The following is a 15,491-nucleotide window of genomic DNA, read 5'->3' as shown; positions in this document are numbered from 1 at the left end:
CAGCTGAAACAGCAAGACCAAGTCCCTGTAAATTCATCTAATCGACGATTCATCGTTTTTTACAGACACAATGGCTTTCAGCATTGTTGTTTTCATGTGTGATCCGCTATGCTATGCGGATCCATTTTATAGACAAGACATTCACCTGCTACAGACTAAACTGTAGCGATTATTCACCATAGGATTATCGGTGCCATGCAAGAACAATATCGTCCAGAAGATATAGAGCCTAAAGTACAGCGTCACTGGGATGAACACCAAACGTTCAAAGTGACAGAAGACAACAGCAAAGAGAAATACTACTGCCTGTCCATGCTACCTTACCCTTCTGGTCGACTACACATGGGCCACGTTCGTAACTACACCATTGGTGACGTGATCTCCCGCTACCAGCGTATGCTGGGCAAAAACGTTCTGCAACCAATTGGTTGGGATGCGTTTGGTCTGCCAGCTGAAGGCGCCGCGGTTAAAAATAACACCGCGCCGGCACCATGGACTTACGCCAATATTGATTACATGAAAGGTCAGCTGAAAATGCTGGGCTTCGGTTACGATTGGAACCGCGAAGTGACCACCTGTACGCCAGAATATTACCGTTGGGAACAGTGGTTCTTCACTAAACTGTATGAAAAAGGCTTAGTCTACAAAAAAACCTCCGCCGTTAACTGGTGTCCACACGACTTAACCGTTCTAGCAAACGAACAAGTCATCGACGGCTGCTGCTGGCGCTGCGATAGCCAAGTTGAGCGTAAAGAGATCCCTCAGTGGTTTATCAAAATTACCGACTACGCTGAAGAGCTGCTCAATGACTTGGACAAACTGGAAGATTGGCCAGAACAAGTTAAAACCATGCAGCGTAACTGGATTGGTCGCTCTGAAGGTGTGGAAATCACCTTTGATGTTGCTGATCGCGCAGACAAATTAACTGTCTACACCACCCGCCCAGATACCTTTATGGGTGCGACATATGTGGCGGTTGCTGCAGGTCACCCATTAGCGCAAGAAGCTGCCAAAGCGAATAGCGAATTAGCCGACTTTATCGATGAGTGCCGTAATACCAAAACTGCGGAAGCGGATATGGCAACCATGGAGAAAAAAGGTCTGGCGACAGGTCTGTATGTCGTCCATCCATTAACCCAAGAAAAATTACCAATTTGGGTCGCGAACTTTGTTCTGATGGAATACGGTACAGGTGCAGTGATGGCAGTTCCAGCTCACGACCAACGTGACTGGGAATTTGCTCATAAATACAATCTGCCAATCAAAGCCGTGATTGCAGATGCTGAAGGCAACACGCCTGACTTATCTCAAGAAGCGATGACTGAGAAAAACGCCCTGATCAACTCAGGTGAATTTACTGGTTTAAGCAACGAGGCTGGATTCAACGCTATCGCTGACAAACTGGTTTCCCTTGGCGCAGGTCAACGCAAAGTCAATTATCGCTTACGTGACTGGGGTGTTTCCCGTCAACGTTACTGGGGTGCGCCAATTCCAATGGCAACCTTAGAAGATGGCACCGTGGTTCCTGTTCCTGAAGACCAGTTACCGGTTATTTTACCGGAAGATGTCACCATGAATGGCATCACAAGCCCAATTAAAGCGGATCCTGAGTGGGCAAAAACCACCATTAATGGTCAACCAGCGCTGCGTGAAACCGATACGTTCGATACCTTTATGGAATCATCTTGGTACTACGCACGTTACACTTGCCCACAATACGACGATGGCATGTTGAACCCAGAAGCCGCAAACTACTGGCTGCCTGTGGATCAATACATCGGTGGTATTGAGCACGCCATCATGCACTTAATGTATTTCCGTTTCTTCCACAAATTAATGCGTGATGCCGGTCTGGTGAACTCTGATGAGCCAGCAAAACGTTTACTGTGCCAAGGTATGGTTCTGGCCGATGCCTTCTACTACACCGGTAGCGATGGTCAGCGTGTATGGGTTTCTCCTGCGGATGCAATTGTTGAACGTGATGACAAAAACCGTATTACTAAAGCGGTAGACAGCGAAGGTCATGAACTGGTTTATACTGGTATGAGCAAGATGTCTAAATCTAAGAACAACGGTATTGACCCACAATTAATGGTCGAAAAATACGGTGCTGATACCGTCCGTCTGTTCATGATGTTCGCTGCGCCACCAGAATTAACTCTGGAGTGGCAAGAGTCTAGCGTTGAAGGGGCTAACCGTTTCGTTCGTCGTGTATGGCGTTTAGTTCACGAACACGCACAAAAAGGCGCAACTCAGCCATTAGATATCAGCGCATTAACCGCAGAACAAAAAGATTTACGTCGCGACTTACATAAAACCATCGCGAAAGTGACTGACGATGTGGGTCGTCGTTACGCATTCAACACCGCTATCGCAGCGGTCATGGAATTTATGAACAAGTTAGTTCGCGCTCCGCAAGAGACTGAGCAAGACCGCGCTTTAGTTCAAGAATCTTTAGATGCTATCACGCTGATGTTATCGCCAATCATTCCACACGCTTGTTTCGAAATGTGGAAAGCATTAGGTCACAATGACGATATCGATTTTGCAAGCTGGCCGGTGGCTGACGAACAAGCCATGATCGATGATACTAAACTGGTTGTTGTTCAAGTTAACGGTAAAGTCCGCGGTCGTATCACGGTACCTGCTGATGCTAACCAAGAATTCGTTCTGGAAATGGCATCACAAGAAGGCAGCGTCGCGAAATACCTCGAAGGCGTTAGCATCCGTAAAGTCATTTACGTACCAGGTAAATTACTGAACTTAGTTGTTGGCTGATAAGGAGCCCAAGTGCGCTATCTGATAACTCTATTTCTCAGCCTGTCGGTGCTAGTCACCGCAGGTTGCGGTTTTCGTCTTCAAGGAACCACGCAACTTCCTGAAGAATTGAAAACATTACAGTTAAGTTCTGGCGACCCGTACAGTTACCAAACTCGTGCGGTTAGGGAACAGCTACGACTCAATAACGTGACTCTGCTAGATTCTGGTCGCGCTGATGTGCCTATTTTGAAAATCGTAGGTTCAACAGAAAGCACCGATACCGTTTCGATTTATCAAGATGGTAAAGCAGCAGAGAAACAACTGACACTGGTCATGAAGGCGCAAGTGTTAATGCCGGATGGCGCTATTTATCCGCTGGAAACAAAAGTTGTGCGGACTTTCTTTGATAACCCGTTAGAAGCGCTCGCAAAAGATGCTGAGAACGAGATTGTGAAGCAAGAGATGCAACAACAAGCGGCACGTAACATCGTGCGCAAACTGCTTCTGGTTCACAGTGCTGAGTTAGAAAAGGCGAAAGCTCAAGCGGCTGAGAAACCTGTTGCCGAATAATGATACGCATTTATCCTGAACAGCTGGCCTCTTCGTTACAAGAGTCTCTAAGAGGCCGCTATCTCATTTGGGGCTCCGAGCCCCTTCTTATTCAAGAAAGCCAAGATGCTATTCGCCAAGTTGCACGTCAGCAAGGTTTTGAAGAGCATTTTACTTTCGCTTTAGAGCAAAATACGGATTGGGATGAAATTTTTAGTCTCTGCCAAGCGCTGAGTCTATTTGCCAGTCGCCAAATGCTCACCCTGTTTTTGCCTGAAAATGGTCCTAATGCCGCGATGGCAGACAAACTCACTCAGCTCGCCGGTTTACTTCACCCCGACCTGCTATTAGTTCTACGCGGGCATAAACTCACTAAAGCGCAAGAAAACAGTGCTTGGTTTAAAGCCATCAGCCAAGATGGTATCTATGTCAGTTGCCTAACGCCTGAATATCAGCGTTTGCCGCAGTGGGTCTCTAAACGTGCTAGCCAAATGCGGCTTTCATTAGAAACTGAAGCAAACCAATTACTTTGCTATTGCTATGAAGGTAATTTATTGGGATTAGCGCAAGCGCTGGAAAGGCTTTCCTTGCTCTATCCGGATGGAAAGCTCACTTACCCTCGTGTCGAAAGTGCGGTGAATGATTCCGCCCATTTTACGCCCTACCATTGGGTTGATGCGATCCTAGCGGGTAAGCCTCGCCGTTCATGGCATATCCTTGAGCAGCTCAAGCAAGAAGATGTTGAACCTGTCATTTTACTGCGAGCTATCCAACGGGAATTAATGTTGCTGATCACGTTAAAACGCCAATCTGCGACCACCTCATTAAAAACGCTATTTGACCAACATAAAGTTTGGCAAAACCGTCGAGGATTGTTAGGCGAGGCACTACAACGTTTGAGCTTACATCAATTACAATCGGCGTTGATGCTACTCACCCAAGCTGAAATTCACACTAAGCAGGATTTTTCCCACTCTTCATGGCCGGATTTGCAGTCTCTTTCCATGGTGTTATGTGGTAAAACCGATGCAGAACATTTTATTCTGCCGCGATAATAACTGATAGCTAATCACCTAATATCAATGGTAATGAATGATGAACGCTAAACCACAAGGTCTACAAGCGCTATTTGGGGGGACTTTTGACCCTATTCATTATGGGCATCTACGCCCTGTTGAAGCATTAGCTAATCAGGTGGGGCTGCAAAAAGTCATTTTGCTGCCGAACCACGTTCCACCTCATCGACCTCAGCCGGAAGCTAGCCCTACCCAGCGATTAGAAATGGTAAAACTGGCCATTCAAAATAACCCACTGTTTACTGTTGATACCCGAGAACTCCAGCGAAATACGCCCTCTTTTACAATCGAAACGCTCAGTGAATTGCGCCAAGAACTTGGTCATGAACAACCTCTTGCGTTCATTATTGGTCAAGATTCCCTGTTATCCATTAATACATGGCATGGCTGGACTCAGCTATTAGATAAATGCCATTTACTGGTCTGTGCGAGACCCGGTTACGCCACGCATTTTACCGATCCAGATATGCAACAGTGGCTGCAACAGCATCAAGTGCAAGACCCTCAAGTATTGAGCCAAACGCCCTGTGGTTCGATTTTTATTGGCGATACACCACTGGTTAATATTTCAGCGACTGAAATACGTGAACAACTCAGCGAAGGTCAGGCTTGTGAAGATTTACTCCCTCGCGCAGTTTATCACTATATTCAACAGCAACATTTGTATCAAAAATAAGCAATTTTATTTCTATTAACCAAATAGGAATGTCAGCAAATAATTTATTCTCTTTTATTCACTTAATTTCGATTTAATTAATTGCACAACTCAGCGCTTATTCTAGAATATTGATACGTAAGAGATAGGGATATTTTGTTTGTAAAGTTACGATAATTATCTTGCCCAATGGATAAGATATCCCTATAAATTGCCCACTTACGCCAATAAAAAATAATTTAGCCGATTTTTGTGAAAATCTGGGGTAAAATGGCGGCACTTTGCTAGGGGGATCCCCCTAGAAAGCACAATGATGAACAGTCTTTAACAAGAATAGTGTTTAACAAGAGATTCTCTCAATTTGAATGAAAGGTGAACCTTTTGCAAGGAACTGAACTCCAACAATTTATTATCGATCAACTTGAAGATGCGAAAGCGGAAGATATCATTTCGATCGATGTCCATGGGAAATCAAGTGTTACTGACCAAATGATCATCTGCACAGGGACGTCAACTCGTCACCTGATGTCTGTGGCTGATCGTTTAATTGATGCCTGCCGTAAAAACGGTTTAATGCCTCTCGGTGTTGAAGGTCAAGGCATTTCAGACTGGATTGTTGTCGACCTTGGTGATGCCATCGTCCATATCATGCAAGATGAAAGCCGCCGCATGTACGAACTAGAAAAGCTCTGGAGCTGAGTTTGAAATTACAACTCATCGCTGTCGGAACTAAAATGCCGGACTGGGTACAGACCGGCTTTATGGATTACCTTCACCGTTTTCCCAAAGATATGCCTTTCGAATTAACCGAAATCCCCGCAGGAAAACGTGGAAAAAATGCAGACATCAAACGCATTCTCGAAAAAGAAGGTGAATTGATGCTTGCCGCTGTCGGCAAAGGCAATCGTATCGTCACACTGGATATTCCAGGAGACCGTTGGGATACACCCAAATTAGCCGTGCAGTTAGACAAGTGGAAACAAGATGGTCGTAATGTCAGTCTGTTAATTGGTGGGCCAGAAGGACTTGCTCCGGCGTGTAAAGATGCCGCAGAACAAAGTTGGTCTCTATCGCCACTAACACTACCCCATCCGCTAGTTCGAGTCCTTGTTGCCGAAAGTCTTTATCGGGCATGGAGTATTACGACTAATCACCCATATCATCGGGAATAGTTAGGAATTAATTTGTACACAATGGCAATGGGATGAAACAACAACGCACCCCTTTTCGCGACCATACCGCAGAATCAGTTTTGTTTATTCGCCGAGCATTAATTGCTTTCGGCGTCATTGTCATACTTACTTCTATCCTCGTGACCAATTTGTATCATCTACAAGTAGTCCGTCATGACGATTACCAAACACGCTCAAATGATAACCGCATTAAATTGGTGCCTATTGCGCCTAGCCGCGGCATTATTTATGACCGAAAAGGCACCCAGTTAGCCCTCAATAGCACGTTTTATCAGCTAGAAATTGTCCCTGAAAAAGTAGATAACTTACAGGAAACGCTCGATAAGCTACGGGATGTTGTTGACCTTACTGACGAAGATATCACCAACTTTGAAAAAGAGCGTAAACGCTCTCGCCGCTTTACGTCTATCGCGCTGAAAACCCAGCTAAATGAAGTTCAAGTTGCCCGCTTTGCCGTTAATCAATATCGCTTTCCTGGCTTAGAAGTGAAAAGTTATCAGCGTCGCTCATACCCATATGGCTCCGCATTAACCCATGTCATCGGCTACGTCGCAAAAATTAATGATAAAGACGTCGAACGCCTTGATAAAGAAGGGTTACTACCGAACTACGCCGCCAGCCATGATATCGGTAAATTAGGTATTGAACGTTACTATGAAGATGTATTACATGGTAAAACGGGCTACGAAGAAGTTGAAGTGAATAGCCGTGGTCGAGTGATCCGCCAATTACATGAGCAGCCACCGCAAGCAGGTCGCGATGTCTATTTAACTATCGACCTTGAATTACAAACTTATATTGAAAAAATTCTCACGACCAGTCGTGCTGCGGTCGTCGTTACAGACCCGCGTAATGGTGAGATCCTAGCCTTGGTTTCCACACCAAGTTACGATTCAAACTTGTTCGTGAACGGAATTTCCAACAAAGATTACCAAGAGCTGTTAAATAACCCTAACAGACCGCTAATCAACCGCGCGACTCAGGGCTTATATCCACCCGCATCGACGGTGAAACCTTTTATCTCTGTCGCGGCATTAAGCGAAAAAGTCATTACGCCAAACACCACAATCTACGATCCAGGTTGGTGGCAACTCCCTGGCTCAGAAAAACGCTATCGTGACTGGAAACGTTGGGGGCACGGTAAGCTGAATGTGGTCAAGTCTATCATTGAATCTGCGGATACCTTCTTCTACCAAGTCGCTTATGACATGGGGATTGACCGTCTTTCCGAATGGATGACCCGATTTGGTTACGGGGAATATACAGGTATTGACCTTTCCGAAGAGCGTCAAGGGATCATGCCAACCCGCGAATGGAAACAAAAACGCTATAAAAAACCTTGGTACCAAGGGGATACAATTCCGGTCGGAATTGGTCAAGGTTATTGGACATCAACGCCAATCCAAATGTCTAAGGCTTTGATGACGTTGATTAATGACGGAAAAGTCAAAACGCCTCATTTACTGTATGGAACCAAACTTGGCGATGCCATGGTACCTTATGAAGATAAAGAAACCCGACAAATTGGCGATATCCATTCTGGATATTGGGAACTGGCCAAAACCGGTATGTACGGCGTAGCCAATGCGCCAAATGGTACCGGTAAGCGTAGTTTCGTAGGAACACCTTATAAAGTGGCTGCAAAATCAGGAACGGCGCAGGTATTTAGTTATGAAACCTATAACGCCAGCAAATTAGCCGAGCATTTACGTGACCATAAACTAATGATTGCTTATGCACCTTATGATAACCCCACTATTTCCGTTGCTATTATTTTAGAAAACGGGGGAGCAGGCCCAGCAGTTGGTGATATTGTTCGCCAAATCTTTGACCATGTCCTGTTAGGTGATAACAAAACCCAAGTCGAAAGTACGGGTGCCAGTGCAGAGGAAGATCGTTAATCATGACTGACGATAAGAGAAAATTATCACTATCAACACGTCTGCACATTGATGTGCCTATGTTATTAATCATCATCGCCTTACTCGCTTATAGCGCCTTTATTATGTGGAGCGCTAGCGGGTTAGACCCCGAGATGATGGAACGAAAACTAGGACAAATTTTTTCTGGTTTTATCGTGATGATCGTGATGGCGCAAATTCCACCTCGCATGTATGAAAGCCTCGCGCCACACCTGTTTATTTTCTGCGTTATTCTCTTAGTCTTCGTTGATGTTTTTGGGCAAATCAGTAAAGGGGCTCAGCGCTGGCTAGATTTGGGCTTTGTACGGTTCCAGCCATCCGAAATTGCGAAAATCGCGGTACCGCTCATGGTGGCTCGTTTCATGAACCGTGACTCATGCCCGCCGTCATTTAAAAATACCTGTATTGCCCTTGTATTTATTTTTGTCCCAACATTGCTGGTCGCAGCTCAGCCAGATTTGGGGACCTCGATCCTCGTCGCCGCATCAGGGCTATTTGTCCTATTTTTAGCGGGAATGAGCTGGCGTTTAATTGCCGTTGCCGCCGTTGCGCTTGCCGCCTTTATTCCGATGCTCTGGTTCTTCTTAATGCATGACTACCAGAGAGCCCGAGTCATGATGCTACTTGACCCAGAAAGTGACCCTCTAGGTAAAGGCTATCACATCATCCAATCTAAAATTGCGATTGGTTCTGGCGGTTTAATGGGTAAAGGCTGGTTGGAAGGCACTCAGTCTCAGCTAGAATTCTTACCTGAACGTCACACCGACTTTATTTTCGCTGTATTAGCTGAAGAGCTTGGATTGATTGGTGTCTTGGTCTTATTAGGCCTTTATATCCTATTGATTATTCGTGGGCTATATATTGCAGCAAATGCACAAAACACCTTCGGAAGAGTGATGGTCGGCGGATTAATCCTAATCCTATTTGTGTATGTGTTTGTTAATATTGGTATGGTGAGTGGTATTCTACCTGTTGTGGGGGTTCCCCTCCCCTTAGTGAGTTATGGGGGCTCCGCCTTAATTGTTTTAATGGCTGGATTCGGTATTATCATGTCTATCCATACCCACAGAAAATTTTTATCTAAGAGTTTATAAAATGAGGCTTAGTATGCGTTTACAATGGATTATGCTCGCCATGGCAACCACATTACTCAGTGGGTGTATTAACGAAGACGTTAAGCAGCAGCCAACAGTTCCAACTAATGTCCCTACACAAGATGTGTTGGGTGCTGAGCCACATTATGAGCCTTATCATCCAACGGCAAATAATGATTACCAGCGTAATGGCAAGCAATACCAAATTGTCCGTGAACCCGCACAGTTCTCCCAAGTTGGCTATGCGTCAATTTATGGTCAAGAAGCTTCTGGTCAATTGACTGCCATTGGTGAACGCGCTAACCCAGTAGAGTTAACTGCGGCTCACCCAACACTCCCTATTCCAAGTTATGCTCGTATCACCAACATGATGAACGGACGCATGATGGTGGTTCGTATCAATGACCGAGGTCCTTATACTCCAGGTAAAAGTATTGCCGTATCCCGTGCAGTTGCCGATCGCTTAAATCTGATGACCACCACAAAAATTAAGATTGATGCCATCCAAGTTGCACCTGATGGGAGCTTATCAGGGCCTGGAACTGTAGGTTCAAACTTTGTTAAACAAAGTTATGCCCTGCCGGATCGTCCACAATTAGGTTCAGGTCCATTAGGTACACCGGTGATGCAAGAATCCCCAGCGCCAAGCAACGTATTACCAGTAAAACAGCCTGTGGAGCCTATGCAACCAACGATGCCAGACATGAATATCAAGCAGCCAGAACCTCAAGTTGCACCGAAAACCACTGAGACAGAATCCGTGCCTGAACGTGGTTTCTTAGTTCAAGCTGGCGCTATCAGTAGCAAAGCGAATGCACAAAGTATGTTGGATAACTTAAAAAGTCAGTTTAACGTACCGGGTCGTCTACAGCCTTACAATGGCATCTACCGCGTTCAATTAGGGCCTTTTACAACGAGACAACAAGCAGTAGAGATACAATCTCGTTTACAGTCTGAGCGCAATCAACAATCCATGGTTGTTGCCCCTTAATCACTCAATAACCGAATAATTTACGTTGCTGGGGGAAATTATTGATAGCTCCCTCTGCAACTTAAAGTACAACGGGTATAAACTAACGTAAATTTACCTGCACAGCGCAAGAGCTTCTTTTATCTGCCTTCGAACTTTTGCTAAACTGCGCTTTCTTGTGTTAACCGAATGTTGGATGTAATGATACAACCATGAAAAATGTCTCCTCATCACGCAATGTCTTTCTGCCACAAATCGTGCGTCAGACTGCGCTGGCTTCTGCACTGATCGTTTCTACTGTCACGTTTGCAAATGCGAATGAAGCGTTTCCAAATACTTCAGTTCCTGCTGCTCCAGCTATCGATGCTGAAGCGTATATCTTGATTGATTACAATTCAGGTAAAGTGCTTGCCGAAAGTAATGCAGATCAGCGCCGCGACCCTGCTAGCTTAACCAAAATGATGACGAGCTATGTCATCGGTCAAGCCATCAAATCAGGTAAAATTGGCGCGAATGACATGGTCACCGTGGGTGAAGATGCATGGGCGACAGGTAACCCAATTTTCAAAGGCTCTTCATTAATGTTCTTAAAACCCGGAGATCGCGTGAGTGTTTCTCAGCTAACCCGTGGTATTAACTTACAATCAGGTAATGATGCCTGTGTTGCTATGGCAGACTATGTCGCAGGTGATCAAGCTAACTTTGTTAACTTGATGAACACCTACGTGAATAAACTGGGTCTGCAAAATACGCACTTCCAAACAGTACATGGTCTCGATGCTGCGGGTCAGTACAGCTCTGCTCGTGATATGGCATTGATTGGTCAAGCGCTGATCCGTGATGTACCGGAAGAATACGAAATTTATAAAGAAAAAGAATTCACGTTTAACAATATCCGCCAAACTAACCGTAATGGTCTGTTATGGGATAAGAGCCTTGCAGTTGATGGGATCAAAACTGGTCACACTGATGCAGCAGGTTATAACTTAGTTGCCTCCGCAAAAGATGGCGATATGCGTCTTATTTCCGTCGTTATGGGTGGAAAAAGCAGTAAAGGGCGTGATGCAGAAAGCAAAAAATTGCTGACATACGGCTTCCGTTTCTATGAAACAGTGAAACCTCTGCAAGCTGGCGTCGAGTTTGCCACTGCCCCAGTTTGGTTTGGCGATGACAGCGAAATTAAGTTAGGCGTGGTTGAGGACCTGTACCTCACAATCCCTCGTGGTCGTTTAAAAGACTTAAAAGCAAGCTACGAATTAACCACCACTGAAATCGAAGCGCCGCTGAAAAAAGGCCAACAAGTGGGTACGATTAGCTTCCAATTAGACGGTAAAACCATCGAACAGCGTCCTTTAGCGGTATTAAAAGATGTTGAAGAAGGCGGATTCTTCAGCCGTTTAATCGACTACATCAAATTATTATTCCATCGTTGGTTTGGTTAATACTTGAAATTGAAATCAGTTAGCCCCATATAGTTTGTATCTGAAAGCCTGTAGTTAAATACAAACCCTGATGGGATAGTGAATTGGCTGGCGAAATCTATTTTCTTCCAGCCAATTTTTATGCAGGCGCTAATCAATATTTTAGGAGTGCCCATGAAAACGAAATTAGGTGAACTGCTTGAGTTCCCATGTCCATTGACCTACAAAGTGATGGGCCTAGCGCAGCCAGAATTAGTTGACCAAGTCATTGAAGTGGTTCAACGCCATGCTCCAGGTGATTATGCACCAGACGTTAAACCGAGCAGCAAAGGCAACTACCATTCTGTATCTATTACGATTAACGCCACTCACATTGAGCAAGTTGAAACGCTCTATACTGAGTTAGGTGCATTAGAATTAGTCAAAGTTGTGCTGTAATTAGCAACAAGAAAACCGAGCCTCCGGCTCGGTTTTTTATTATCCGCAATATCAGCTGAAAAATAACAAGTTAATAACAAGACAAACTGGTGGTAACGCGTTCACAGCGTTATACTGCCATTCATCTTTACAGCCTGTGGACACCGAATTTTGTCGAAGAATTGCATCATCATCCGCGACTTAGGTCTGGCTCCCTACGAGAGCACATCTGAGGCAATGCACCAATTTACTGAATCCCGTACTCCTGATACCTGCGATGAAATTTGGCTGGTGCAACACCCTTCTGTGTTTACCCAAGGGCAAGCTGGCAAAGCCGAACACCTTCTCGCGCCGGGAAATATCCCCGTGATCCAAAGTGATCGTGGCGGACAAGTGACTTACCATGGTCCCGGCCAGCAAGTCATGTATGTGATGATAGATCTAAAACGCAGTCACATTGGTGTCCGTGAGCTTGTTAGCGCCCTAGAAACTTGCGTGGTCAATACCCTCGCCCATTTTAATATCAGTGCGTATCCGCGCCCTGATGCGCCCGGCGTTTATGTCAACGGAGACAAAATTTGCTCCCTTGGCTTACGTATTCGAAAAGGCTGTTCATTCCATGGATTGGCTCTGAATGTGGATATGGATCTCGAGCCTTTTAATCGCATTAACCCTTGTGGTTATAGTGAATTGAAAATGACACAAGTGAGAGCGCTGTCGCCAAACATTACATTAAACGATGTTCAACCAGTGCTTATTAGTCAGTTCTGTGACACACTTGGATTTCATATTGTTCAATAATAATGCTATAATTTTTTAACATTTTTCAAGAAAATTTTAATGGCAAACAGATAACTGGAACCGGCACATTATGAGTAAACCAATTCAGATCGAGCGTGGAATTAAATACCGTGACGCCGATAAAATGGCACTGATCCCTGTTAAAAACGTGGTGACGGAACGTGAGGAAATTCTGCGTAAACCTGACTGGATGAAAATCAGATTGCCAGCTGATTCTACGCGAATTCAAGGCATTAAAGCCGCAATGCGTAAAAATGGCCTGCACTCAGTCTGCGAAGAAGCTTCCTGCCCTAACCTCTCTGAATGTTTTAACCACGGAACTGCCACCTTTATGATCTTAGGTGCTATCTGTACTCGCCGTTGCCCATTCTGTGACGTTGCCCATGGTCGTCCAAATGCCCCTGATGCGAATGAACCAGAAAAATTAGCGCAAACGATCAAAGATATGGCTCTGCGTTATGTGGTTATTACTTCCGTTGACCGTGATGATTTGCGTGATGGTGGTGCCCAACACTTTGCTGATTGTATCAGTGCCATCCGTGAAAAAAGCCCGACCATTAAAATTGAAACTCTCGTCCCTGACTTCCGAGGACGTATGGATCGCGCATTAGAAATTCTCACTGCGACACCACCGGATGTGTTTAACCATAACCTTGAAAACGTACCGCGTATTTACCGCCAAGTTCGCCCTGGAGCTAACTACGAATGGTCACTGAAATTACTGGAAAAATTCAAAGAAGCTCATCCTGAAATTCCAACAAAATCAGGCTTAATGGTAGGCTTAGGGGAAACCAACGAAGAGATCATTGAAGTGATGCGTGATCTGCGTCGTCATGGCGTCACCATGTTAACATTGGGACAATACTTGCAGCCAAGCCGCCATCACCTACCCGTTAAACGCTATGTAAGCCCTGCTGAGTTCGATGAAATGAAAGAGGCAGCGATGGATATGGGCTTCACTCACGCAGCCTGTGGCCCGTTTGTACGCTCTTCCTATCATGCCGATCTACAAGCAAAAGGCGAAGAAGTTAAATAATATTAATCTTTTCGTCTAAATAGTGATTAAAATAAACCCCAATTGTGAATTACTACACATTGGGGTTTTTTATTAGTTACCTAATTTATCACCAATAAAAATGATCATTAGGTCAATTTTAGCGATAAAAAAACTCGCGCTAGCAAAGCTAGTGCGAGTTTAGTGCTGTTCGTTTCTAAGTATTTAATTACAAAGAGACAACGTTAGCAGCTGATGGACCTTTCGCGCCTTCAGTGATTTCAAATTCAACTTTTTGGCCTTCTGCTAAGGTTTTGAAACCGTCGCCAGAAATCGCAGAGAAGTGAACAAAAACATCTTTGCTACCATCTTCTGGAGTGATAAAACCAAAACCTTTGGACTCATTGAACCACTTAACGTTACCTTTAACTTTAGACATCAAATATTACCTTTAAAATAAAATAGACACACCATCTGTATCAAGCTCAGTACATCAAATATATAACTGACTTGTCTACAACCTAGATCACGAAAATTGATTAAAATGATAAAAAAATATTATTTATCCACCTCTTTCGCCCAGAAAACGGGGATAATTCTTAATAATAGTAATTAATGCAAAGGTAAGTATTACTCATGGTTAATTTTTTAGCGTTTACTTCTCATGAATAAGTAACCAATCTTTAATATCCAATCCTCCCGTATAACCCACCAGCTTTCCGTCATGTCCTAAGACACGATGGCAAGGCACAATCAAAGATATAGGGTTACGAGAATTGGCCATACCGACGGCTCGACAATAGTTAACCGAGCCCAGTTTTAAGGCGAGATCTTTATAACTCCAACGCTCACCATAAGGAATTTCGCACAAATGCTTCCAGACTTTTTTCTGAAATTCAGTACCTTGCGGATTCAATGCAACCGAAAACACTTTCCGCTTATGATTAAAATACTCTTTTAGTTCTTTCGCACACTGCTTTGAGAATTCGTTTTTCGACTCTTTCTCCGTTTTTTCATCAACAAAATAGATACTCGTCACACCTTCATCATCAGCCGTAATATGGATCCACGGTTTCGGAAAGTTTTCTGGGGCTACTAAATATTGATGGTACATAACATCTCCTCAAAAGGATTCATTTACCTGATTGTATATACAGTTATAAGGTAAATTATTTCTACTTTGCAATGATATTTTTTCTCAGTGTAGCTAACTGAATCATCTCCCCCTGAATTTTTTTATTTCCAATGTTAATAACAGCATAGACAATAATTCGAATGATTATCATTCAAATAAAAAAATCACTATATATTGTATGGTTGAAATACTTTACACCTATATATAGGATTAACTCATCTTCAACACACCACCATTACGTAACTACCACGTTCTGAAAATGTTAAGGTGAAAAAAATGACTGAGATTACCATTTATAGTAAACCCAACTGCGTCCAGTGTAATGCAACCTACCAAGCGTTCGAGCGCAAGCAATTACCGTACACCATTATCGACCTTTCTGAAGATAACCAAGCCATTGAGTTCATAAGAAAACTAGGTTATCAGCAGCTTCCTGTCGTCATTGTAGGAGAGCAGCATTGGTCAGGCTTCCGCCCCGATAAAATCAATGCACTGATTGAGTAA

Annotated in this window: 16 protein-coding genes; 14 read left to right on the top strand and 2 right to left on the bottom strand. The window is 44.1% G+C overall.

Going from position 1 to position 15,491, the window contains the following annotated elements; translation table 11 throughout:
* The first annotated feature begins 195 nt into the window (after positions 1 to 195).
* The 13 genes from leuS (at position 196) to lipA (ending at position 13,894) form a co-directional block, all read left to right on the top strand.
* Positions 196 to 2,778 carry a leucine--tRNA ligase gene (gene leuS, locus HFU86_RS05180; protein ID WP_187128838.1) on the top strand — a complete coding sequence of 861 codons (2,583 nt, stop codon included), beginning with the start codon at positions 196 to 198 and terminating at the stop codon, positions 2,776 to 2,778.
* A gap of 12 nt (positions 2,779 to 2,790) precedes the next feature.
* Positions 2,791 to 3,330: an LPS assembly lipoprotein LptE gene (gene lptE, locus HFU86_RS05175; RefSeq protein WP_036947677.1), complete on the top strand. Its 540-nt coding sequence runs from the start codon at positions 2,791 to 2,793 to the stop codon at positions 3,328 to 3,330.
* Complete coding sequence (gene holA, locus HFU86_RS05170; protein ID WP_036947680.1) at positions 3,330 to 4,364, top strand: DNA polymerase III subunit delta; 1,035 nt, start codon at positions 3,330 to 3,332, stop codon at positions 4,362 to 4,364. Before lptE ends, holA begins: the two co-directional genes overlap by 1 nt.
* Before the next feature lie 40 nt (positions 4,365 to 4,404).
* Entirely contained in the window at positions 4,405 to 5,061 is a 657-nt protein-coding gene (gene nadD, locus HFU86_RS05165) for a nicotinate-nucleotide adenylyltransferase (RefSeq protein WP_187129818.1), read from the top strand.
* Between the two features lie 351 nt (positions 5,062 to 5,412).
* A complete protein-coding gene (rsfS, locus tag HFU86_RS05160; RefSeq protein WP_080675589.1) occupies positions 5,413 to 5,739 on the top strand; it encodes a ribosome silencing factor in 327 nt (108 codons plus the stop codon).
* A gap of 2 nt (positions 5,740 to 5,741) precedes the next feature.
* Entirely contained in the window at positions 5,742 to 6,212 is a 471-nt protein-coding gene (gene rlmH, locus HFU86_RS05155; RefSeq protein WP_006660942.1) for a 23S rRNA (pseudouridine(1915)-N(3))-methyltransferase RlmH, read from the top strand.
* A gap of 32 nt (positions 6,213 to 6,244) precedes the next feature.
* The gene (gene mrdA, locus HFU86_RS05150; protein ID WP_036947689.1) at positions 6,245 to 8,134 is read left to right on the top strand and encodes a peptidoglycan DD-transpeptidase MrdA; all 1,890 of its coding nucleotides are present in this window, start codon (positions 6,245 to 6,247) and stop codon (positions 8,132 to 8,134) included.
* Positions 8,135 to 8,136: 2 nt separating this feature from the next.
* Positions 8,137 to 9,249: a peptidoglycan glycosyltransferase MrdB gene (gene mrdB / locus HFU86_RS05145; protein ID WP_187128837.1), complete on the top strand. Its 1,113-nt coding sequence runs from the start codon at positions 8,137 to 8,139 to the stop codon at positions 9,247 to 9,249.
* A gap of 13 nt (positions 9,250 to 9,262) precedes the next feature.
* On the top strand, positions 9,263 to 10,240 hold the full coding sequence (gene rlpA, locus HFU86_RS05140; protein WP_187128836.1) for an endolytic peptidoglycan transglycosylase RlpA: 978 nt from the start codon (positions 9,263 to 9,265) through the stop codon (positions 10,238 to 10,240).
* 191 nt (positions 10,241 to 10,431) lie between these two features.
* Complete coding sequence (dacA, locus tag HFU86_RS05135; RefSeq protein ID WP_036947697.1) at positions 10,432 to 11,661, top strand: D-alanyl-D-alanine carboxypeptidase DacA; 1,230 nt, start codon at positions 10,432 to 10,434, stop codon at positions 11,659 to 11,661.
* Positions 11,662 to 11,814: 153 nt separating this feature from the next.
* A complete protein-coding gene (gene ybeD, locus HFU86_RS05130) occupies positions 11,815 to 12,078 on the top strand; it encodes a DUF493 family protein YbeD (RefSeq protein WP_006662335.1) in 264 nt (87 codons plus the stop codon).
* Positions 12,079 to 12,294: 216 nt separating this feature from the next.
* A complete protein-coding gene (lipB, locus tag HFU86_RS05125; RefSeq protein ID WP_230082517.1) occupies positions 12,295 to 12,858 on the top strand; it encodes a lipoyl(octanoyl) transferase LipB in 564 nt (187 codons plus the stop codon).
* 70 nt (positions 12,859 to 12,928) lie between these two features.
* Positions 12,929 to 13,894: a lipoyl synthase gene (gene lipA, locus HFU86_RS05120; RefSeq protein WP_036947707.1), complete on the top strand. Its 966-nt coding sequence runs from the start codon at positions 12,929 to 12,931 to the stop codon at positions 13,892 to 13,894.
* A 187-nt stretch (positions 13,895 to 14,081) separates the two neighbouring features.
* Here the strand turns inward: lipA and cspE are convergent, their stop codons facing one another.
* Positions 14,082 to 14,291, bottom strand: a complete 210-nt coding sequence (gene cspE, locus HFU86_RS05115; protein ID WP_006662336.1) for a transcription antiterminator/RNA stability regulator CspE — start codon at positions 14,289 to 14,291, stop codon at positions 14,082 to 14,084.
* A gap of 216 nt (positions 14,292 to 14,507) precedes the next feature.
* Complete coding sequence (locus tag HFU86_RS05110) at positions 14,508 to 14,966, bottom strand: methylated-DNA--[protein]-cysteine S-methyltransferase (protein ID WP_006660933.1); 459 nt, start codon at positions 14,964 to 14,966, stop codon at positions 14,508 to 14,510.
* A gap of 297 nt (positions 14,967 to 15,263) precedes the next feature.
* Between HFU86_RS05110 and nrdH the strand changes: the two genes are divergently transcribed.
* Positions 15,264 to 15,491, top strand: coding sequence for a glutaredoxin-like protein NrdH (gene nrdH / locus HFU86_RS05105; protein ID WP_036947709.1), 228 nt, complete (start codon positions 15,264 to 15,266; stop codon positions 15,489 to 15,491).

The organism is Providencia sp. JUb39 (genome assembly GCF_012272845.1).
Taxonomy (GTDB): domain Bacteria; phylum Pseudomonadota; class Gammaproteobacteria; order Enterobacterales; family Enterobacteriaceae; genus Providencia; species Providencia lanzhouensis.
Note: the sequence above shows the minus strand (reverse complement) of the source record. Positions and strands in the feature narration are given on the sequence as shown.